The sequence below is a fragment of the Gryllotalpicola protaetiae genome, assembly GCF_003627055.1.
Classification (GTDB): domain Bacteria; phylum Actinomycetota; class Actinomycetes; order Actinomycetales; family Microbacteriaceae; genus Gryllotalpicola; species Gryllotalpicola protaetiae.
Genome location: NZ_CP032624.1, coordinates 113,578 through 134,698, shown reverse-complemented (window position 1 = coordinate 134,698; position 21,121 = coordinate 113,578). Strand labels below are relative to the sequence as shown.

General features: G+C 70.0%; 19 protein-coding genes and 1 riboswitch. Of the genes, 7 read left to right on the top strand and 12 right to left on the bottom strand.

All coding sequences use genetic code 11. The features are described from left to right. Positions 1-57: 57 nt before the first annotated feature. From D7I44_RS00690 to thiM, 3 genes are all read right to left on the bottom strand, one after another. Positions 58-1,545: a bifunctional hydroxymethylpyrimidine kinase/phosphomethylpyrimidine kinase gene (locus tag D7I44_RS00690; RefSeq protein ID WP_245979852.1), complete on the bottom strand. Its 1,488-nt coding sequence runs from the start codon at positions 1,543-1,545 to the stop codon at positions 58-60. Next, positions 1,542-2,192, bottom strand: coding sequence for a thiamine phosphate synthase (gene thiE, locus D7I44_RS00685; RefSeq protein WP_120787725.1), 651 nt, complete (start codon positions 2,190-2,192; stop codon positions 1,542-1,544). Before thiE ends, D7I44_RS00690 begins: the two co-directional genes overlap by 4 nt. Next, complete coding sequence (thiM, locus tag D7I44_RS00680; protein ID WP_120787724.1) at positions 2,189-2,995, bottom strand: hydroxyethylthiazole kinase; 807 nt, start codon at positions 2,993-2,995, stop codon at positions 2,189-2,191. The genes thiE and thiM overlap by 4 nt, the downstream gene beginning before the upstream one ends. After that, positions 2,987-3,078: riboswitch (TPP riboswitch) on the bottom strand. It overlaps the preceding gene by 9 nt. 475 nt (positions 3,079-3,553) lie before the next feature. Between thiM and D7I44_RS00675 the strand changes: the two genes are divergently transcribed. The 4 genes from D7I44_RS00675 (at position 3,554) to D7I44_RS00660 (ending at position 7,026) form a co-directional block, all read left to right on the top strand. Further along, positions 3,554-4,303, top strand: coding sequence for an alpha/beta fold hydrolase (locus D7I44_RS00675; protein ID WP_245979849.1), 750 nt, complete (start codon positions 3,554-3,556; stop codon positions 4,301-4,303). A gap of 11 nt (positions 4,304-4,314) precedes the next feature. Further along, positions 4,315-5,343, top strand: coding sequence for a nucleotidyltransferase domain-containing protein (locus tag D7I44_RS00670; protein ID WP_220093799.1), 1,029 nt, complete (start codon positions 4,315-4,317; stop codon positions 5,341-5,343). 4 nt (positions 5,344-5,347) lie between these two features. After that, entirely contained in the window at positions 5,348-5,848 is a 501-nt protein-coding gene (locus tag D7I44_RS00665; protein WP_162939979.1) for a DUF4269 domain-containing protein, read from the top strand. Positions 5,849-6,081: 233 nt separating this feature from the next. Continuing rightward, positions 6,082-7,026 carry a D-2-hydroxyacid dehydrogenase family protein gene (locus D7I44_RS00660; protein WP_120787720.1) on the top strand — a complete coding sequence of 315 codons (945 nt, stop codon included), beginning with the start codon at positions 6,082-6,084 and terminating at the stop codon, positions 7,024-7,026. A 6-nt stretch (positions 7,027-7,032) separates the two neighbouring features. Here the strand turns inward: D7I44_RS00660 and D7I44_RS00655 are convergent, their stop codons facing one another. The 9 genes from D7I44_RS00655 to D7I44_RS00615 form a co-directional block, all read right to left on the bottom strand. After that, positions 7,033-9,183 (bottom strand): MMPL family transporter, encoded by a 2,151-nt coding sequence (locus D7I44_RS00655; RefSeq protein ID WP_120787719.1) that lies wholly within the window; start codon positions 9,181-9,183, stop codon positions 7,033-7,035. A 124-nt stretch (positions 9,184-9,307) separates the two neighbouring features. After that, complete coding sequence (locus tag D7I44_RS00650) at positions 9,308-9,760, bottom strand: QcrA and Rieske domain-containing protein (protein WP_120787718.1); 453 nt, start codon at positions 9,758-9,760, stop codon at positions 9,308-9,310. Beyond that, entirely contained in the window at positions 9,747-11,114 is a 1,368-nt protein-coding gene (locus D7I44_RS00645) for a PLP-dependent cysteine synthase family protein (RefSeq protein WP_120787717.1), read from the bottom strand. The genes D7I44_RS00650 and D7I44_RS00645 overlap by 14 nt, the downstream gene beginning before the upstream one ends. Positions 11,115-11,130: 16 nt before the next feature. Continuing rightward, complete coding sequence (locus D7I44_RS00640; RefSeq protein WP_120787716.1) at positions 11,131-12,822, bottom strand: copper resistance CopC/CopD family protein; 1,692 nt, start codon at positions 12,820-12,822, stop codon at positions 11,131-11,133. Next, complete coding sequence (locus tag D7I44_RS00635; RefSeq protein ID WP_120787715.1) at positions 12,819-13,553, bottom strand: YcnI family protein; 735 nt, start codon at positions 13,551-13,553, stop codon at positions 12,819-12,821. Before D7I44_RS00635 ends, D7I44_RS00640 begins: the two co-directional genes overlap by 4 nt. Beyond that, positions 13,550-14,353, bottom strand: a complete 804-nt coding sequence (locus D7I44_RS00630) for an ABC transporter ATP-binding protein (RefSeq protein ID WP_120787714.1) — start codon at positions 14,351-14,353, stop codon at positions 13,550-13,552. Before D7I44_RS00630 ends, D7I44_RS00635 begins: the two co-directional genes overlap by 4 nt. Beyond that, positions 14,347-15,462, bottom strand: a complete 1,116-nt coding sequence (locus tag D7I44_RS00625; RefSeq protein WP_120787713.1) for an ABC transporter permease — start codon at positions 15,460-15,462, stop codon at positions 14,347-14,349. The genes D7I44_RS00630 and D7I44_RS00625 overlap by 7 nt, the downstream gene beginning before the upstream one ends. 8 nt (positions 15,463-15,470) lie before the next feature. Further along, the gene (locus D7I44_RS00620) at positions 15,471-16,625 is read right to left on the bottom strand and encodes an ABC transporter substrate-binding protein (RefSeq protein ID WP_120787712.1); all 1,155 of its coding nucleotides are present in this window, start codon (positions 16,623-16,625) and stop codon (positions 15,471-15,473) included. 149 nt (positions 16,626-16,774) lie between these two features. Next, positions 16,775-17,728: a PLP-dependent cysteine synthase family protein gene (locus tag D7I44_RS00615; protein ID WP_120787711.1), complete on the bottom strand. Its 954-nt coding sequence runs from the start codon at positions 17,726-17,728 to the stop codon at positions 16,775-16,777. Positions 17,729-17,857: 129 nt separating this feature from the next. On the opposite strand from D7I44_RS00615, the gene D7I44_RS00610 reads away from it, so the two are divergent. Genes D7I44_RS00610 through D7I44_RS00600 form a run of 3 tightly spaced genes read left to right on the top strand, consistent with a single transcriptional unit; the run spans position 17,858 to position 21,095 of the window. Continuing rightward, entirely contained in the window at positions 17,858-18,685 is an 828-nt protein-coding gene (locus D7I44_RS00610; RefSeq protein ID WP_120787710.1) for a DUF1684 domain-containing protein, read from the top strand. Then, positions 18,682-19,728 (top strand): LLM class flavin-dependent oxidoreductase, encoded by a 1,047-nt coding sequence (locus tag D7I44_RS00605; RefSeq protein ID WP_120787709.1) that lies wholly within the window; start codon positions 18,682-18,684, stop codon positions 19,726-19,728. Before D7I44_RS00610 ends, D7I44_RS00605 begins: the two co-directional genes overlap by 4 nt. Further along, positions 19,725-21,095, top strand: coding sequence for an NtaA/DmoA family FMN-dependent monooxygenase (locus tag D7I44_RS00600; protein ID WP_120787708.1), 1,371 nt, complete (start codon positions 19,725-19,727; stop codon positions 21,093-21,095). The genes D7I44_RS00605 and D7I44_RS00600 overlap by 4 nt, the downstream gene beginning before the upstream one ends. Positions 21,096-21,121 lie beyond the last annotated feature (26 nt).

The following is a 21,121-nucleotide window of genomic DNA, read 5'->3' as shown; positions in this document are numbered from 1 at the left end:
AGGCACTTGCAGCATCGCGCCGGGGTCGGAGTGCGACGATTCTGCAGCCCCCTCCGGTCAAGCTCCCTGCGCATCGAAGAAACGGCGTTCGTGTTCGGCGGACGCGCGGAAAGCTTCCCGCATTGCCGCGCGTCCCGCGTCGCCTGCGCCAGTCGCCGCCTTGGTGACGATATCGATTGCCTGACGGACGGAAGCGGCGAAGACCGGATCGGCGTAGGTGTCGAGCCACGAGCGGTACGGGTGCTCCGGGTGCGAGAGCGGGCGAAGTCGCTCGCCGACGTCCTGATATACCCAGAAGCAGGGCAGCAGCGCGGCGATGAGCAGGTGGTAGTCGCTGCGGGCGGCGGCGGCGAGCAGATGGTTCAGGTAAGCCGTGGTCACAGAGTCGAGTCCGGCCGTGCGGAGCGACCCATCCGCGTTGGTGAGCCAGCTCTCGTGCAGGCTCATCTCTTCCGCGATGGCGCCTTGTGCGGATCCGGCCCAGAAAGCTTGCTCGTCCGGCGTCGGGGCAAGACTCGCAGCGACGGCGAGCATGCGGGCATAGTCGCGTAGATAAAGGGCGTCCTGCGCGAGGTAGCGCAGGAAAACGTCACGGTCCAGGGTGCCGTCGCCGAGTCCGCGCACGAAGGGCAGGTCGTCGATGTCGGCGCGGATGCCTGCGATCTCGGCCCACCAGTCGGCCTCGACCTCCGACGCGGTGGGCGCGGTGACTATCCCGCCGCGGTTCCAGAGGCCGGCGAAGTGGCTGATCGGGCCGTGCCCTACGCCGACGTGGAGCTCCGGCCCGTGACGAATACTCTCTGTGAGCCAGCGCTTGGACTCCGCTGCTGCGTTCGCCCAGTCGCCGCTGCCGGCGACCAGGGTGGCGATCGCGGAGGACAGCGAGCATCCGGTGCCGTGCGTGTTGCTGGTCTCGATGCGGGTGCCGGAGAACTCGGTCACGATCACAGTCCCGCCAGTCGGGTCAACGAGAGCGTCGGGCAGATGCTGCCCTGTGAGGTGCCCGCCCTTGGCGAGCACCCGCACCCGGTGCTGCGCCGCGACCCGGATGGCCTGTTCCAGCACGTCGTCCCACGTACCGGCGGCGGGTTCGCCGGCGAGGATCGCCAGCTCGGGGACGTTTGGAGTCACGAGGTCGGCGCGGGAGAGCAGACCTCGCAGCGCCTCCACGGCGTCCGCATCCAGCAACCGGTCGCCGCTGGTGGCGACCATCACCGGATCGAGCACGACGACCGGGGGCCGCACCCGGTCGAGCCAGTCCGCGACCGCGCGGATCACGTCGACGCCTGCGAGCATCCCGATCTTGACGGCGTCGATGTCGACATCGTCGGACACTGCGTCGAGCTGCTCAGCGAGAAAAGCCACCGGGGGCACGTGCACCGAGCGGACACCCTGCGTGTTCTGCGCCACGAGCGCGGTGACCACGGCCATGCCGTAGCCGCCGTTCGCGGCGATGCTCTTCAGATCCGCGTGGATGCCGGCGCCCCCCGTCGGGTCGGTCCCTGCGATGCTCAGCACCCTCGGCACCCGCCTCGGCCCGGTCACGCCGCATCCCATGCTGCCCGCAGAGCGCGGGCCGCCTGCCGCGGATCGTCGGCACCGCAGATCGGAGAGACGACCGCCGCCCCCGCGGCCCCCGCTTTCCGCAGCACACGCAGGTCCGCAGCGGTGACGCCACCGATCGCCACGACGGGCAATGTGCTGTGCTGCGCGAGGAGCCTCGCGAACCCGTCGTGCCCGAGCGGTGGCGGCGCATCGCTCTTGGTCGCGGTCGCGTGGAGCGAGCCGACACCGACATAGTCGACGACACCCGACTCGGCTGCCGCAGCAAGTTGCTCCGGTGTCTCCGCGCTCAGCCCGACGATCGCGTCGGCGCCGATCAGGTGCCGCACCGCGACGGCCGGCAGATCAGACTGGCCGACGTGCACCCCCGAGACCCGGACGCCGGCGTCGCGGGCGGCCAGGAACACGTCCACTCGGTCGTTGACGATCAGGGCCACATGATCCGGAATCACCTTCGACGCCCGGATCACGGTGTCGAAGAATCGGCGGGCCGACGCCTGTTTCTCCCGAATCTGCACCGCCGTCACCCCGGCCGCCGTTGCTGCTTGCACAACCTCCACAAGATCATGCCCGGCAGCAGCAGCGATCCCGGCATCGGTCACGAGGTACACCGACAGATCTGCATTCACGAGATCACTGCCCGGCGTCGCAGCGTCGCGGCGTCGAGACCCGCGAGCGCGTCGATGAAAGCGACGGCGAAGCTCCCCGGCCCCGCCGCAGACTGAGCCGCGATCTCAGCAGCCACGTTGTACACCGTGATCGCCGCAACGCTTGCCGTGAACGGGTCTTCCTCACCTGCGAACGCCGCCATCACGGCGCCCAGCGCGCACCCGCCACCGGTCACCCGGGTGAGCAGCGTGTCACCGTTGCCGAGCCTCACCGTCTCCACGCCGTCGGTCACGACGTCGGTCGGCCCGGACACCGCGACGACCCCGCCGCCACGGCGCGCGATACGAACAGCCGCCGCCACCGCTTCCTCCACTGAATCGGTCGCATCCACACCGCGACCGCCCACACCAGCCCCGTCCAATGCGATGATCTCGGATGCGTTGCCCCGCACGATTGTCGGATGAAGTGCCGTGAGCTCCTTCGCGAGGGCAGTCCGCACCGGGAGCGCCCCGATCGCCACGGGGTCCAGCACCCATGGAGTCCCGGCATCCGCTGCCGCTGCCGCTGCTTCACGCATCGCACTGCGCTGCTCCTGCGTCGGCGTGCCGAGATTGATCAGCACACCCGATGCGACCTGGGCGAACCACCCTGCCTCACCCGGGAGGTCGACCATCGCAGGCGTCGCACCGAGGGCCAGCAGCACATTCGCGGTGAAGTTCGTGACCACCGTGTTGGTCAGGCATTGCACGAGCGGCCGGTGCGCCCGCACTGCCCCCCAGGCCTCGACGGTGGACGTAGTCAGGTTTTCTGGCGTGCGCGTCATGCGCGACATCCCTTCGCTAGTACGAACTAGATCAGGTTCAACGGGTGTGATCTCAGCCCCGCAGGGCACCCCGTGTCACATGTAGGACCAGGCTATCGGAGCCGCTTCGTGAGCGGGTCTGACGGAGAGGTCGGCAGGAGCTGCACGGTCGGGCGGATCGGCGACATCGCGCTGATGGGGCTGACGGGTGTCGCCCGAAGAGAAGATGGGACTGTCGGGTTGCATGGAAAGCGCTGTCGCCCAGGGCGCCGACGACAACAGGGGCGAACGCGCCGGCATCCGTGAAGCTTGAGAGGAGAGTGACGGCCTCCGGGTCGCCGTGGTCTCGTCGGTGATATCGACAACGGCGGTGCGGAGTCCGCGGCTGGCGAAAGCGTCGAGTTTGCCGGTGTCGCGCCCGAGCGCGAGGATCTCGGACAGAGCGGTTCCGCGGGTCAGGAGGCGATAAGGCTCAACGTGTACGCTGGCCGACTGGCTTGCGGTCGGGTGATTGGCGCTCAGTAGTGTTGCCGGGTGGGTGGAGCGAGTCGCGTACTTACGACCGGCGGCGGCATCAACGTGTCGTATTCGGTCTTCGACGGTGACAGTCCAGCGATCGTCATCCTTCATGGTTTGGCTGGCAGCAGCCGCGAATTCATCCCGACAGCGTCCGCGCTCTCGCCGCGGCAGGTGATCCTCATCGACCAGCGCGGGCACGGACACAGTACAAGGGTCCCGGCCGACACCTCGCGCACGGCGTTCGTCGAGGACGTGGTGCGCGTTATCGAAGCCGAGTCGTCGCAGCCGGTGGACTTGGTCGGTCAGTCTATGGGCGCCCACACGGCCATGCTCGTCGCGGCCGCACGCCGCGATCTGGTGCGCAGGCTGGTCCTGTTGGAAGGCAATGAGGGCGGTGGCTCGGCTGAGGACCACGCTGCTCTCGGCGATTACTTCCGGTCTTGGGAGGTGCCGTTCGCGAGCCGTGAAGCGGCGGCGGCGGCACTCGGTGACGGGCCTTTGGCGCAGGCATGGGTAGCTGATCTGGAGGAACGCCCGGACGGCCTCTACCCGCGATTTGATGCCGATGTGATGGTCGCGACGATCACCGCAGTGGCGGTTCCGCGCTGGCAGGAATGGCAGAGTGTCACGGCGCCGACCCTCGTCGTGTACGCCGATGGCGGCATGTTCACCGAGGAACAGAAGGCAGACTTTGTCGCCAGGGGTGTGAACGTCACCCGGGTCGATCTTGACGGCGCGTCACATGACGCGCATCTCGACGCGTTTGACCAGTGGATGGCGGCACTGACGGAGTTCTTGACCGCGCGGTGAACGATCCTCCCGTGCGCCACACATGGCTGATCGCGGGCCGCAGCCACCGATGGACTCCATTCATGGCCAGTGGAGGACCCTGCGTGCAGCCTTCGCCGATGGGCTTGGCCTGCAAACGAACCCCGTGCAACACTGAGTTTCGTGATCCTTTAGCCGCTGATTCAGTCCTCGCCGCCTTCGCGTGCGAGTTGATCGATCCGGCATGCAAGGAGAACACATTGCTTACGTCAGACCATGCTTTCAATCCGTCATTCGTCGACTACGTTGCCGACTCGCTCTACCGCCTACCCGGCGTGGAGGCCGTCGCTCTCGGCGGCTCCCGTGCGCAGGGAACACACCACGCAGACAGCGACTGGGACGTCGCGGTCTACTACCGGGGCGGCTTCGATCCGCAGTCCATCCGAGATCTCGGGTGGCCGGGCCAGATCAGCGAGCTCGGCGCGTGGAGCCCGATCTTCAATGGCGGCGGCAAGCTCACTGTGGACGGTCACGCGATCGACATCCACTACCGCGACCTTCACCTGATCGACCAGATTCACGACGATGCCTGCCGAGGGGAGTACTCCGTCGAGCGACTTCTCTTTCATCAAGCGGGTCTGCCGAGCTACATTCTCTTGGCCGAACTCGGAATCAATAGGACTCTGCGCGGGTCGCTGTCGCGCTGGGAATACCCCGAAGCGTTGCGCCGCCGGGCCCCCGGCATCTGGTGGGAATGGGCTGACTTCACGTTTCAATACGCGGAGGAAGGACATGCGAGGCACGGCCGTGCGGCCCAGTGCGCAGGCCTGCTGAGCGAAGGGGCGTGCTACGCGGCTCACGCGATCCTCGCTCACCGAGGCGAATGGGTCACAAACGAAAAGCAATTGCTCACCAAGGCGGGCCTGCGTTGGCTCGATGAGGTCATCACCGGACTCGACAGCGATCCTCAGAACCTCTCGCGTGCCGTCATCGCGACGCGCAAACGGCTTGCCGATGCCGTTGCGACCGAAGGTATCGCGGACGTTCACCACGACGGCGCTGCGGAGGGTCCATCATCATGAACTCATGGACCTCGGTGCACTGATTCGCGCGCTGGCTGAGTACCAGCCGGCGATTGTCGGCTCCATGCCGATCGGCGTGCAGACGCCGAATAGCGACATTGACATCGCCTGCCATGCGTCCGACCTCATTTCGTTCGAACAGACCGTCAAGACGATCGCGGGAGGGGCATGGGTCGCCTCCCACCGTCGGAACACGCAACCACCGGCCAGTGTCATCATGCTTCGCTTCGAGGGAACACAGATCGAGGTTTTCGGGCAGGCGCTCCCGGTGGTCCAGCAGGACGCGTTCCGGCACATGCTCGTCGAGGGCCGGCTGCTTCGCCTATTCGGCGAGAACCTGAGGCAGGCGGTCATGGTGCGCAAGGCGAGCCGCCAGGGCACCGAGCACGCATTCGCCGAGGCTCTCGGACTTGAACTCGGGAACCCGTACGACGCGCTACTCACACTCGAGGGTCTGTCAGACGCGGCACTTGTAGACGCCCTCGATCCCACTCCACGAATCTGAGCTGACAGCCGGCGGAATCCAAGCCAATCTGCCGGTGAAGGCAGTAGCACCGTTGCGCGCGAAGGGATCGGTTGTCGCATGCACGGTTGGTCGTATGCGGCATCGGTAGGGTCTCGACCATGGAAGCGACCTACCGAGCGGCAGATCGCCTGGATGCGCGGCGACTTCGACGAGCTGAGCTGAGTTGAAGCCGCCCGCAGAGGCGAGCCTCACCGCGGCTCTAGGCTCATCGTGTGCGACGGGTGACGATCCTCGATGACTATCAGCGTGTTGCCCTGAGCTCTGCCGACTGGTCGGCGGTGGCCGAGCGCTTCGAGCTCGAGGTGATCGACGAGCATCTCGGTGCGGATGCCCTGGCCGAACGCCTCGCGCACAGCGAGGTCGTCGTCGTGATGCGCGAGCGCACGGCATTCCCCGCCGAGTTGTTCCCGCGACTGCCCGAGCTGAAGCTGCTCGTCACGACCGGCATGATGAACGCGGTCATCGACCTCGGCGCTGCGGCCGCCCACGGGGTCACGGTCTCGGGCGCACGCGGCGGCGGGAACAGCGTGCCGGAACTCACGCTCGGCATGATGATCGCCCTGACGCGGCACTTCGCCGAAGAGGACGCGTCCATCCGCGCGGGCGGCTGGCAGCACACGATCGGCCCCGGCTTGCAGGGGAAGACGCTCGGCGTGCTCGGCCTCGGCCGCCTCGGCGGCCCGGTCGCCGATCTCGCACGCGCCTTCGGCATGCACGTCATCGCGTGGGACCGCTCGATCACGCGCGAGCGGGCGGCTCAGCACGGGGCGACCCTCGTGCACAAGCGCGAGCTGTTCGAGGAATCCGATCTGCTCACCATCCACCTGCCCCTCACCGAATCGAGCCGCGGCCTCGTCGGCGCGCGCGAGCTCGCCGTCATGAAGCCGACGGCGTATCTCATCAACACCTCGCGCGGGCCGATCGTCGACGAGTCCGCGCTGCTCGCCGCGCTCGCCGAGCGGCGCATCGCCGGCGCGGCGCTCGACGTGTACGAGACCGAGCCGCTTCCGCGGGACCACCCGCTGCGATCGGCGCCGAACACGCTGCTGCTGCCCCACCTCGGCTATGTCACCACCGACCAGTACGCGCACTTCTACGCAGACGTGGTCGAGGACATCGTCGCGTGGGACGACGGTTCGCCCGTCCGCCTGCTCTGACGCAGTTCAGCGGTTCAGCGTCGGTCGCTGCAGCGCTGCGCCCTCGACGTCGACGTTCGGCACGATGCGACCGAGCCACTTCGGCAGCCACCAGGCAGCGCGGCCGAACAGCGTGAGCAGGGCGGGCACGAGTGTCATGCGCACCACGAACGCGTCGATCACGATGCCGATCGCGAGCGCGAAGGCGATCGGCCTGATCGTCGAGTCGCCCTCGATGACGCCGTTGCCGAACACGCCGATCATGATCAGCGCGGCAGCGGCGACGATCTTCGCGCCCTGCTGGAACCCCGTCGACACGGCGCCTCTGGCCGTCTCGTGGTGCACGAAGTGCTCGCGCATGCCCGTGACGAGGAACATCTCGTAGTCCATCGAAAGACCGAACAGCACGCCGATCACGATGGTCGGCAGGAAGGCGAGCAGCGGTGCGGGCGGGTCGACGCCGAACAGCCCGCCGAGCCAGCCCCACTGGAACACCGCGACGGTCACCCCGAGCGCGGCGCCGAGGCTGAGCAGGAACGTGAGCGCGGCCTTGAGCGGTACCAGCAGAGAGCGGAACACCGCGACCATCAGCACGAAGGCGAACGCCGCGATCAGCCCGAGATACAGAGGCAGCGCGCCGGCGAGACGGTCCGAGATGTCGATGTCGACGGCGGTCTGCCCGGTCACCTCGAGTTTCGGCGAGCCCGGCAGTGAGCGGGCGAGGGATGCTTCGCGCAGTGTGTGCACGAGCGTGACGGTCGCGTCGTCCGACGGCCCGCTCTTCGGCACGACCGCGAGCAGCACCTGATCGCCCTTGAGACCGGCGAGCTGCGTCGCGGCGACGTCCGTCACGCGGCCGACCTTCTGGGCGAGCGCTCCGGCCTCGGTCTGCGTCGGCGCGGCGGGGTAGCTCGCGAGGATCTCGAGCGGCCCGTTGACGCCCGCGCCGAAGCCGTCGGCGAGCAGATCGGATGCCTGCCGCTCGGTCGTGGCGCTCGGCTGCGTGCCGTCGTTGCCGAGCCCGAGCCGCAGCCCCATCACGGGCGCCGCGAGCACCCCGACCACGACGAGCGCCGCGACGAGGAAGAGCACCGGCCGCTTCTGCACGGCGGCGATCCAGCCGGGGGCGAAGCGCCCGGGTCGCCGCGCCTCACCGGCGGCGAGCCGGCGCCGTGCGCGACGCGTGAGGATGCGCGGGCCGGCGAGCGACAGCAGCGCCGGGGTCAGCGTGAGCGACACGAGCATCGCCACGAAGACGGCGAAAGCGGCGGCGAGGCCCATCTGGGTGAGGAACCCGAGGTTCTCGACCGCGAGTCCCGCAAGCGCGATGATGACCGTCAGCGCCGCGAAGAACACGGCGGTGCCCGCGGTGCCGACCGCGAGCGGCAACGAGTCCTTCGGGGTCATGCCCTCGAGCAGCTGGCGGCGGTGGCGGCTCACGATGAACAGCGAGTAGTCGATGCCGACCGCGAGCCCGAGCAGCAGCGCGAGCGTCGGCGCGACATCGTTGAGCGTGATGAAGCTCGTGGCCGCGTAGATCGCGGTGACGCCGGTGCCGAGGCCGATCAGCGCCGACAGCAGCGGCATGCCGGCCGCGAGGATCGTGCCGAACGTCACCAGCAGCACGATCAGCGCGAGGACGATGCCGGGCAGCTGGCTCGAGGAGGCACCGGTCTGGCCCACGATGTCAGAGGTGGCCGCGACCTCGAGGTGCGCGGTCTCGGCGTGCGAGATGACTGAGCGGATGCTCGACTGCGTGCCGGCCGACGGCGACGCCGTCTCGAGCGTCACCGTGATGTAGCCGACGCGGCCCGCGGGGGAGAGGCCGCCTGCCTTCGGCTGGTCGAAGGGGTCGACCGCGCCGGCGACGCCGTGGACCGCCGCGAGCTTCGCGGTCAGCGTCGCGACGGCTGCCGCGTCGGCATCCGTCAGCTTCTCGCCCTTCGGTGCCGCGAACACGACGCGTCCGCTGCCGCGGTCGCCGCCGCCGAAGGTCTTCTGCACCGAATCCAGCGTCGTGATCGACGGCAGACCCTTGACCGTGATGTTCGAGTCGAGCGGCTTCGAGAACGCCGCCATCCCGCCGACCGCCGCGGCGAGCAGCACGACCCACGCCACGATCACCCACCAGCGACGTCGTGCGCTGAACGCGCCGACCGCCTCCAACCACCGAGCCATGGCAACCTGCTTCCGCATCTTCCGGGCGGCGGAGTCCGCCCATTCGATGCTCGCGAAAGCCGCGGCCGGGCGCCTCAGCCCCCGGGTGGAGGCGGGGTGGATGCCGGGTTGAGATAAACTCCTGTCAGCCCTTGCCCGGCGGAATCACAAGCTCGTCGCCATCGACGGTGAACGGCCATGCGACGAGCGGCTTCGTGGCCGGGCCGTCTTGCACCGCGCCGGTGAACGCGGAGAACCGCGAGCCGTGGCACGGGCAGGCGAGCGACGCACCGTCGACAGCGGTCACGCAGCCCTGGTGCGTGCAGATCGCGCTGTGCGCCGTGAAAGTGCCGGCGGTCGGCTGCGCGACCACCACGTCGTAGTACGGCTTCACCGACACCACCAGTGCCCCGCCGACCGGCACCTTCGCGGTAGGTACGCGGGTCGGGGCGGTCGAGCTGGGCGACGAGTCGTCGGTGCCGGCCGAGGCGTGCGTCGAACACCCGGCGAGACAGGCGGCTGCCCCGAGCGCGAGCCCCGCGCAGCCCGCGCCGAGCGCGCCGCGGCGCGTCAGCAGGGGAGCGTCAGGCGCCGGCATCCGCCGCCCGATCGAGCCGTGCGCGCGCGATCAGGCCGGTGACGCGCCCTTCGTGGAGCACGAGAGCGAGCTGCCAGTGGGGGTCGACGGATGCCGCACGCGCGGCCGCCGCTGCAACCGACTCGCCCGCGCCGAGCCGCACCTTGGTCGCCGTGGCGGCGCCGCCGGCGGTGTCGGCCTCGGCGAGGCGTGCGGCGGTCGCCCAGCCGGCGATGTCGGAGTGGTGCGGGGCGGTGGCCGGGCGGTCGCGCTCGTAGAGCACGGCGACGGGCTGGTCCCCGAGGCCTGCCTCGACGAGTTCGGCGGCGGCCGCGGCGCCGGTGCGCGAGCGGCCGACGGTGCGCAGCTCTGACGCGAGATCGCCGACCACCGAGCCGGCTTCTGTCCGGAATCCGTTCGCCAGCAGCCAGTCGTCGTTGTAGTAGGTCGAGAGGTACGCGCGGCCCGAGTCGGGAAGCAGCACGACGACGGTGTCGCTTTCGGTGAGGCCCTCGGCAAGCCGCAGGGCGGCCGCGAGGGCGACGCCGGCCGACCCGCCCGCGAGGATGCCCTCCGTGCGGGCCAATGAGCGGATCGTCGCGATCGCCTCGGCGTCGTCGACCGCCGAGTACTCGTCGATCACAGAGAGGTCAAGCGACTCAGGCCAGACATCCTCTTCGGCGAGCGGGTGCACGAAGTGGCCGGCGCCCTCGATGAACTTCTGGCTGCCGTCGCCGCCCGAATAGCTCGAGGTCGCGGGGTCCGCCCCGATGACACGCACCGAACCGCCCGACACCTCCTTCAGGTACCGCCCGGTGCCGGAGATCGTTCCGCCCGTGCCCACGGTCGCGACGAAATGGGTCACTTCGCCGGACGTGTCCGCCCAGATCTCGGGCCCGGTCGAGACATAGTGCGCCGCCGGATTCCCCGGGTTGTCGTACTGGTTGGCGAGCCACGCCCCTGGCGTCTCGGCGACGAAGCGATCGGCGACCGACTTCAGCGAATCGGGGTGCGTCTTCGGCACGAACGCGTCGACGAGCCGCAGCTCCGCACCGTGCGCGACGAGCAGGTCGCGCTTCTCCTTGGAGATGCTCGAGCTCGTGAAGATCACCGAGCGATAGCCGAGGTGCGCCGCATACAGCGCGAGCCCGATGCCCGTATTCCCGCTCGTCGTCTCGACGACCGTGCCGCCCGGCCGCAGCGACCCGTCGGCTTCCGCCCGCCGCAGCATCGACAGCGCCGCGCGGTCCTTCACACTGCCGCCCGGGTTGTACCACTCAGGCTTCACGTAGATGCGCGGGCGCAGGCCGGTCTTCACGAGCCTGATCAGCGGCGTGCCGCCGATCGCCTCTGCGACGGATTCGAAGCGGGTCATCTCAACTCCTGGTGGACTATTGGACCCGATAGCTCAGGTCGGCGGTGTACTGCTCCAACGCGCTCGCGACCACGGTGACACTCGCCGTCCACTCGCCGGTGCGCGGCACGGTGATCGCGGCGCTCGTGAACGTCACGGGCGTGGGTCTTCCGGGGTGCAGCACGCCCGCGATGCGATATGGGAACTGCACATCAAGGCTCTTCACGGGGCCGCCCGGCTGGCTCAGCTCGACGTCGATCGAATCGGGCAGCGCGGCGTTGAAGCTCGGCTCGAGCACGGTGACCTTGAGCGTCTCCGGCCCGGTGCGTGCGGGCGCGACCTCGAGCGTCACCCGGTACGGTCCGATCTTCTCGTGCGCGGTCACGGTGGGCGCGTAGTCGGCGGCGGCCGGGGTGATCGACGACAGCACACCGGAGATGACGACGACGGATGCCGCGACGCCGGCCTCCCATCGCACCCGGTTCCGCAGCGCGGCGGTGCGGCCGGGTGCGGGCTGCGCGTCGGCGGCGCCGTCGCCGGCCCGGGACTCGGCCCGCACCCAGAAGTGGCCGCGCACCGCCAGAGCGAGCACCACGGCGACGAGCGCGAGCTTGATGAGCAGCACCCACCCGTACTGCGTCGTCACGAGCGCAGCGGGGTAGCGCACCTCGACGAGCCCCTGCGTGATGCCGGACGCCGCGAGCGCGGCGACGCTCAGGCCGGCGTAGAGCGACCAGTGAGGCATCCGCCGCAACCGATCCGCGCTCAGCCGCCCACGCAGCAGCAGCCAGCCGAGAACCGTGAGACCGCCGATCCACGCGACCGCCGAGATCGCGTGCAGCGCGGTCGACGCGAAGTACCACCAGGCGTGCGAGCCGCCGTGCCCGTTCACGACGACGGTGCCGACTGCGATGAGCCCCGCCGCAGCGAAGACGACGCGCGCGGTGCGGTGCGGGCGGTCGGCCGCCGCCGGGCCGGCGACGATTGCCGCGATGCCGAGCGCGACGATGCGCGCGTAGACGGCGATCGCATACGACGAGGCGGCGAAGGTGGCGAGTCCGCCCGACTCCCACAGATGCTGCAGGACCAGCTGCAGAACGGATGCCGCGGCCGCTGCCGCCACACCGAGGCGGGCGACCCGCAGCACGAGGTGGCGCTCGTCGGCCGCTGCGCCGAGGAGCAGGGCGGCGGGCGGGACGCCGAGGCCCACGACGAGGCCGAGGTAGAGCAGTCCCTTGGCGAGCCCGACGAACAGCGAGAGGACGGCGCTCGGCTGGGGGGTCTCGGGCGCGGCCGCGGCAGTCGCCGGAACGCCGTAGCCGAATTCGAGCGAGCCGCCGACGGGGTGGGTGTCGGCCGAGATCACCGACCAGCTCGCGATGTAGGCGCCCTTCGGGATGCCGGGCTTGATGCCGATCGTGAGGGTCGTGCGCGCGGCGTCGAGGCGCGGCGCCCCGGCGTCGACCCGTGCGCCGGATTCATCGAGCACGGTCGCCTCGTCGGCGGTGCCCGGCAAGGTGACGGGCTCGTCGAAGCTCACTCGCACCGTGGTGGGTGCCGCCGTGAGCTCTGCCCCATTGGCGGGTGTGCTCGAGACGACATAGGCGTGGGCGGACGCCGCGCGCGGGTGCGCGAGGGCGCCCGCGACGCCGAGGAGAAGGCCGAGGGCGACGCCGAGCGCCGCGACCTGCGCGAAGCGGCGCGTGCGCGCCCCCGGCCGGCTTGTCACGACCGCGCGCGTCGCAGGGCGACGGCGGCGGTGCCCGACGCGGCGAGAGCCACGACGACACCGGCGACGCCGAAGCCCAGCGCCCAGCCGTCGACGGGCGACGTCGCGGCGGTCGTAGAAGCGTCAGAGGCGGTGGAGGACGCCTGTGACGCCGTCACATCGGCCGCCGGAGCCGCGGCGCCCGCCGCTGCCTTGGTGACGACCACGCTGGGGGCAGGATGCTCGGGCTCGGCCGAGCCCTGCGGCTGCTGCGACCAGTCGACGACCGACCCGTCGGAGTATTTCTGCTCGGCGGGCAGGAACAGGGTGCCCGAGTCGGGCAGCGGGCCGACGGACAAGGGGAACTGGCCGAACTGGCCCGGTGCGAGGCCGCCGTCGGTCGCCGTCCAGATCACCTGGGTGACGGCGGATTCGATCGTGTTGCCGTCGTCGTCCTTGAGCGGCTTCGGCAGCTCGGTCGTCACGAGCTTCGCCGACCAGCCGGGCACCGGCTGATACGACACCGAGGTGAACGGGTGTTCGGTCGGCAGCTGCACGGTGAGCGACACGGTGCTCGCCGTGGCCGATTCGGTCGGCACACGGAAGGTCAGCACCGAGTAGCCGCCGGCGACGGTGGACGAGGCATCCACCTTGACGTGCGCCGATGCGGCGGGCGTGGCGGCCAGGGCGATGGCGACGGATGCCGCGAGCACGGCACCACCCGCCGTGAGGCGTGCGGCGAGACGGGTCATGAGGCGTTCTCCAGTTCGTCGGGCTGCAGCCCTGCCGCGTCGAGCTCGCCGAGGATGCGGTCGCGCAGGGCGATGAACGCGGGCGAGGACTGGTCGCGGGGGCGGGGCAGGTCGACGTCGATGATGTCGCGCACGGTGGCGGGCCGGGGCGAGAAGACGACGACGCGGTCGGCGAGCACGAGCGCCTCGGGCACGTCGTGCGTGATGAGCACCGCGGTGAAGCCGCGCTGCTGCCAGAGTCGGGCGAGCTCGCTCTGCAGCACCCGGCGGGTGAGGGCGTCGAGCGCGCCGAGCGGCTCGTCGAGCAGCAGCACGGACGGCTCGTTGACGAGCGCGCGGGCGAGCGCCGTGCGCTGCGCCATGCCGCCAGAGATCTGCGACGGGTACGCGTCGGCGAAGTCGGAGAGGCCGACCAGCTCGAGCACCTCGTCGATCTTCGCGGCGGAATCCTTGAGGATCCCGCGCGCCTGGGGCCCGAGCGCCACGTTCTGGCGCACCGACCGCCACGGCAGCAGGGTCGGGTCCTGGAACACGAGGGCGCGGCTCGGGTCGGGCCCGGCAACGGGCTTGCCGTCGACGTAGACGGTGCCGAACAGCGGCTTGTCGAGCCCGGCGAGCAGGCGGATCAGCGTCGACTTCCCCGAGCCGCTCGGCCCCACGAGTGCGATGAACTCGCCCGGCTTCGCCGAGATCGAGACGTCGTCGAGCACAAGCAGGTCGTGGCCGTGGCTGCGGAACGCCTGGGTCACGCCGACGAGGTCGATCGGGGCGCCCGTGGCTGCGGCATCCGTCGTCACCATCTGGTCAGCTCCTTCTCCCACCGCAGCACGAAGTTGCGGAAGCGGAACAGCAGGGTCAGCGCCGCGCCGCAGACGAGGACGAGCACGACGATGCCCGCGTACAGGCCCGGGTAGTTCCCGAAGCCCTTCATGTAGTTGAGGTACCAGCCGAGGCCCGCGTTGACGCCGAAGTTCTCGGCGACGGTGAGGCTGACGAACGAGGCGCCGAGGGCCATGAAGGCACCCGTGAAGATGCTCGGCAGCGCGGCGGGCAGGCTGATGCGCGCCACGAGGAACCAGCCCTTCGCGCCGAGCGTCTGCGCCACGTCGTAGTAGGAGCGGGGCACAGAGAGGATGCCGGCGCGGGTCAGCACCGTGATCGGGAACCACACGCTGAGCGCGATCATGAACACCGCGCCCGAGTAGGTCGACGGGAACAGCACGAACACGATCGGCACCCACGCGAGCGACGGCACCGGCCCGATGAAGATCAGGATCGGGTGCACCCAGTAATTGGCTGCCTGGAACCACCCGATCGTCACACCGGTCGCAAGACCCGCGACGAGGCCGACGGCGAAGCCGACTGCGAGCAGCAGCAGCGAGGAGCCGAGGCTCTCGGCGAGGATGCCGCGCTCGGCCCACAGGCTGGTGAGGATCTGCTGCGGGGCGTCGAAGTACGGCGGCGCGAGCAGACCGGTCTTCGCGGTGCTGAACTCCCAGAACACGAACCAGAGGCCCGCGCCGAGCACCCACTTGGCGTCGTGGGTGAGGTGCCGCACCGCCCAGGCGCGTGCCGGGCCCCTCACCGAGCCGAGCACCCAGATCGCGGCCCAGACGGCCGCGATGACGAGAGACACGATGACGACGAAGCCGGTCGTCTGCTCGATGGAGCCGGTCGCGGCCATCGGCAGGTCGACGTTGTCTGGCACGAACTTCGAGATCGCGCCGAACGCGAGCCACGCGGCGACACCCGCGCCGACCGTCACGGGGTAGACGCGCTCGGGGTTCGCCACGCGCTCCAGTGCCGCGTGGATGCGGGTCTGGCGCTCGGTCCGCGTGGGCGCGGCGCCCGCCGCCCCGGCCCGGTGCGGGCTCGGGACGGCGACCGCCGTCTGGGTGATGTCAGCCATCGCTCTTCTCAGAAGTTGAGGCCGAGGTCCACGAACGCCTTGTCGGCGAGAGCCTTGGCATTCGTGTTCGCCGGCAGGAATCCGGTCTTGATGTACTTCTTGATGCCCGGCTCGAGCACCTGGTGCAGGTTCTTCGGCGACGGGTCGAAGGTCAGCGTCTTGAGCACCGGCAGGATCTCGTCCTTCGTGCCGGCGACGTACTTCCCGGCCTCGAGCTCTGCGGTAGCCTCGAGGTTCGCGCCCGCCCAGCGCGAGCCCTGCGCCCACGCGGTGACGAGCTTCGCGGCGGTCACCGGGTCCTGCGCGACGAAGGTGTCGTTCAGCACGACCGCGCAGCAGGGCTCGTTCGCGTTCTTGCTGAGGTCGCGGTTGTTCGAGAGCTCCGTGGCCCAGCCGTCCTGGACGGCCTGGATGACGGGCAGGAATCCGCCCGCCGTCGCGATCGCGTCGACCTTGCCGTCCTTGAGCGCCTGCGGCAGCAGGGTCTGGTCGGTGATGACCACCCACTCGACCTGCTTGGCCTCCGGGCTCGAGTTGATGCCGGCGTCGAGCAGATCGAGCGAGAAGAAGTTCGTCGCGGACCCCTGCAGGCTCGTCACGCCGATCTTCTTCCCCTTGAGGTCGGCGACCTTGCTGATCGGGCCGTCCGACTTCACGTACAGGTCGAGGCAGCCGTGGTGCAGGCCGCCCGAGAGCTTGACGGGCGTGCCGTTGTAGATCGGGTCGAGGTAGTTGAAGAAGATGCCGTTCGACGCGGTGTACTTGCCGGAGCCGACCGCCTCGACGACGTTCTCGCCGTCACCGGTCTTGAGCAGCGTGACGTTGAGGCCGGCCTTCGTGAAGTAGCCCTTCTCGTAGGCGACGACGAGCGGAGCCTCGCACACGCCGCTGGGGCTCGTGATCTTGATCTCCTTGTCGGCCCACGACTTCGTGACGGCGAGGCCGTTCGCGGTCTTCTTGGGCTGGCTGGCGACGAAGGCCCAGCCGCCGAGGCCGCCGGCCACGACGACGGCCGCGCCGATGCCGACGCCGGTCAGCAGGCCGCGGCGCGACACCTTCTTCGGGGCGTCGAGGTCGTCGGCTGCGGTGTTCTCGATGCGCGCGCCGCTGGGCAGGACGTTCTGGTCCTCAGACTCGGGGGAGGTGGGCGTGTTGTCGCTCATGGTGTTCCTCAGGGGTGTGCGGGTGTGAGTGGGTGCCGAATGGCGGTGCGCAGGTCGTTGACATTGATAGCGACGGGCGGATGCCCGGTGCAGGCCGGCCGCAACAGTGCGACAAACCGCGACGAAATGTTGCGGCCGGCTTGCGCGGCTCACCCGAAGGTGCCTGCCGACAGGTAGCGCTCGCCGGTGTCCGGCAGGACGGCGACGATGATGCGGCCGGCGAACTCGGGGCGGGCGGCGAGCTGCGTGGCCGCGTAGACGATGGCGCCGCTCGAGGTGCCGATGAGAAGGCCCTCCTCACGGGCCAGAGCGCGCGCGGTCTCGCGCGCCTGTTGCGTCTCGAGCGCGATCACCTCGTCGGCGATAGCCAGGTCGTAGTTGCCCGGCAGGAACTCGGCCTCGACCTCGCTGACCTTGTGCACGCCGTCGATCTCGGCGGGGTACGGGTTCTCAGGAGTCGGCAGCGAGCCGGGGCCCGGTTCGGCGACCGCTACGAAGACGTCCGGGTTCTGCTCTTTGAGGAAGCGGCCCGTGCCTGAGATGGTGCCGCCCGTGCCGACGCCGCCCACGATCGCGGCGACCTCGCCGTCGGTGTCGCGCCAGATCTCCGGCCCGGTGGTCTCGTAGTGCACCTGCGGGTTCGCGGGGTTGCCGAGCTGGTTCGCGAAGAACGCGTCGGGGTTGTCCGCCTGGATCCTCTCGAGGAAGACGGGCAGGAACGCCGGGTCGGTGAACTCGCTGTTGGGGATCTTCACCAGTTCGGCGCCGTACGCCTCGAGCAGCGTGATCTTGTCGGGGCTGATGTTGTCGCTCAGGTAGAACTTGGTCGTGTAGCCGAGGCGGGCGGCCAGCGCCGCGAGCGCGATGCCGGTGTTGCCGCTCGTGATGTCGACGATCGTGCCGCCCGGCTTGAGCTGCTCGGAGAGCTCGCCCTGGCGGATGATCGCGTACGCGGCGCGGTCCTTCACGCTGCCGGCCGGGTTGAAGTACTCGACCTTCGCGACGATGCGGCCCGCGAGCGAGCGGTTCTCGGAGTACTTGCTGAGCTCGAGAAGCGGGGTGTTCCCGATCAGCTCGGTGATGCTGGAGTGGATGTTGGGCATGGCACGGATGCAAGCAGGGCGACTCCCCGCGCGCACGCGCGCGGCAACGCCGCGTAACGAGGTGAAACGGTTCGTCATCTGGCGACCCCGGCGTGGCATCCGCCGCGCCGCCCGCCATAGCGTCGCAATATGACCTCGACGCTGACAGACACTCCGACCGGGTTCGCAGACCAGTGGCGCGCATGGCACGCGGCCCACGAGCAGAACAGGGCGAGCGAGCACGGATTCCTGGCCATCACCAGCATCCGCTGGCTCAGCGACTCGCCCGAGCGCTTCGACGACGTGCCGGGCGCGTGGTCCACAGGATCCGACGGAATCCTGGTCGAGCTCGCCGAGGGCGAGGAGCTCGAGTACGAGGGCGCGGCGCTCACCGGCCGCCACGCGTTCGGGCAGCTGCCTGAGCGGGCCAGCTGGTTCGCCTACTGGGAGACGCCGGCCGGCCGCGCCGCGGTCGAGATCGCGCGCCGCGGTGGCAATGACATCGTCCGCCCTCGGCATCCTGACGCTTCGATCCGCTCGGCCTACAAAGGCACACCCGCCTATGAGCCGACCCCCGACTTCGTCGTCGACGGCCGCTTCGAGGCGTTCGCCGAGCCGCGCCCCGTGACCGTCGGCTCGGTCGTCGACGGCCTGCAGCACGTCTACGACGCGGTCGGCGAGGTCCACTTCGACCTCGACGGGCCGCGCTCCCTGCTCGCCTTCAACGGCCACGGCGGGGGTCTGCACTTCCTGTTCACCGACCTGACGAGCGGCGTCACGACCTATGCCGCGAACCGCAGCGTGAACTCCACCGCTCCGGACGAAGACGGGCACGTGCGTATCGACTTCAACCGCTCGACCAATCTGCCGTGCGCGTACACGCCGTTCGCGACCTGCCCGCTGCCCCCGGCCGAGAACCGCCTCGGCGTCGCCGTCGAGGCGGGGGAGAAGGCGCCTGTGACCGAGGAGACCCGATGACCGCCAGCCCGTTCTCACTGGCCGTCGAGCTTGACGGCGTCGGTGCGCACCCAGGCGGCTCGCACGGCCTCGACGCGCACGAGCTGCTGTCGCCGTCGCGTCTCGCCGCCGGCGTGCGTGCGGCCGAGCGCGCGGGGTTCACCGCGGCGACCTTCGCCGACTCGCCGCTGTCGTCCGGCATCGACGCCATCCAGCGCGCGTCGTTCGCTGCGCCGCAGACGAGCGCGCTCGGGTTGATCCCGGTTGCGCACTCGGTGTACTCCGAGCCGTTCCACGTCGCGACGCAGCTCGCCACCGTCGACTTCGCGTCCTATGGCCGCGCCGGCTGGATCGTCGGAGTCGACGCCGACCCGCGCATCGCTGTCGAGTACGGCCGCGAGGCCGTCGGCCCCGAGCACGCGACCGCCGTCGCGACGGATGCCGTCGAGGTCGCCCGTCGGCTCTGGGACAGCTGGGAGGACGACGCCGTCATCCGCGACGCCACGACCTGGCGCTACCTCGACCGCGCCAAAGTGCACTACATCGACTTCGAGGGCGCGAGCTTCTCGGTGAAGGGCCCGAGCATCATCCCGAGGCCGCCGCAGGGACAGCTTCCGGTGTTCGCGGATGCCTCGTCCGGTGTCGTCGGCGACGTCGCACTGGTCACCTCGAGCGCCGAGGCCACGGTCGCCGCGGCGCGCGAGTCGGGTGCGGCGCTCGTCTGGCTCGAGCTCGAGGTCGCCCTCGACCACGCGGGCCTTCCCGGCGCCGAGCGCGTCGACCGGCTCGACGGCGTCACTCCGTGGGCGCGCGAGGGCTTCGGCCGTTATGTCGGCGACGCAGCCGGCCTCGTCGACCTGCTCACCGAGCTCGCGGGCCAGTTCGACGGCGTGCGCATGCACCCGGCCGTGCTCGCCGAAGACCTCGAAGAGCTTGGCCGTGCCGTCCTCCCCGAGCTGCGCCGCCTGGGCGTCCACACTCCGCCCGTCGTCGGCAGCACCCTGCGCGAGAGCATCGGCCTGCCGGCATCCGTCAACCGCTACGCATCGAAGGCATCCGCATGAGCGCCGACCGGCCCACCCGCAACCAGATCCAGTTCGGCGTCTTCTTCCAGGGGGTCAACTTCTCGACGATCTGGACAGAGCCCGAGAGCGGCTCGCAGACCGACTTCGAGTCGTTCCGCCGCGTCGCCCAGACCGCGGAGCGCGGCCTCTTCTCGGCGTTCTTCCTCGGCGAGGGCCTGCGCCTGCGCGAGCACCTCGGCAGGCTGCACGACCTCGACGTCGCCGGCCGCCCCGACGCGCAGACGCAGCTCGCGGCGCTCGCGGCCGTGACCTCGAAGATCGGCCTCGTCGCGACGCAGAACGCCACCTACAACGACCCGTTCGACCTGGCCCACCGCCTGCAGAGTCTCGACCTGCTCTCGGGCGGCCGCGCGGCCTGGAACATCGTGACGACCGACAACGCGTGGACGGGCGCGAACTTCCGCCGAGGCGGCTACCTCGACCACGCCGACCGCTACACGCACGCGGAGCAGGTCGTCGAGACCGTGCGCGCGGTGTGGGACTCGTGGGATTCCGACGACCGCGCCCACCTCGTCGCCCGCGACTTCGGCGCGTTCGACGTGCGCGGGCTCGGCCGTCTGCCGCGCAGCGCGCAGGAGCACCCCGTGCTCTTCCAGGCGGGCGATTCCGACGAAGGCCGTGACTTCGCCGCCCGCAGCGCCGAGGTGATCTTCAGCGCCCATGGGCTGTTCGAGCCGGCGAAGGCGTTCGCCGAGGACATCCGCCGCCGCACGGTCGCCGCAGGCCGCCCCGCCGACGACCTCAAGATCTTCCCCGGCCAGCAGTTCGTGCTCGCCGAGACCGACGCCGAGGCGCGGGACAAGGCGATCTGGGTGCGCGAGAAGCAGATCACGCCGGCGACGGCGCTCGCCTTCCTCGAGAACATCTGGGGCACGTCGCTCGCCGCCTACGACCCCGACGGGCCGCTGCCCGACATCGACCCCGTCGTCGAGGTCACGGGCGAGACGCGCGGGGCCGGCTTCCGCGCCAAGAAGACGAAAGAGACGGCGGATGCCTGGCGTGAGCAGGCCGCAGCCGAGAACCTCTCCATCCGCGAGTTCGTGTTCAAGGTGGGCGGTCGTCTCGAGGGCGGCATCATCGGCAGCTACCAGACGGTCGCCGACCTGCTGGCGCGCTATGCCGACGAGCACGTCGTCGACGGCTTCAACGTCTCGCCGTACCTGATCCCCACGGGCCTCGACGACATCGTCGACCGCCTCGTGCCCGAGCTGCAGGAGCGCGGTGTCTACCCGACGGAGTACCGCGGCGACACGCTGCGCGAGCACCTCGGCCTGCGCGCGCCGCTGACCCGTCGCGGCGCGGACGCGGACCCGTCGCGCCAGACTCCGTCCTTCGACCTGGTCTAGCTGTACCCGCGCCTCCGCGCGTCCTC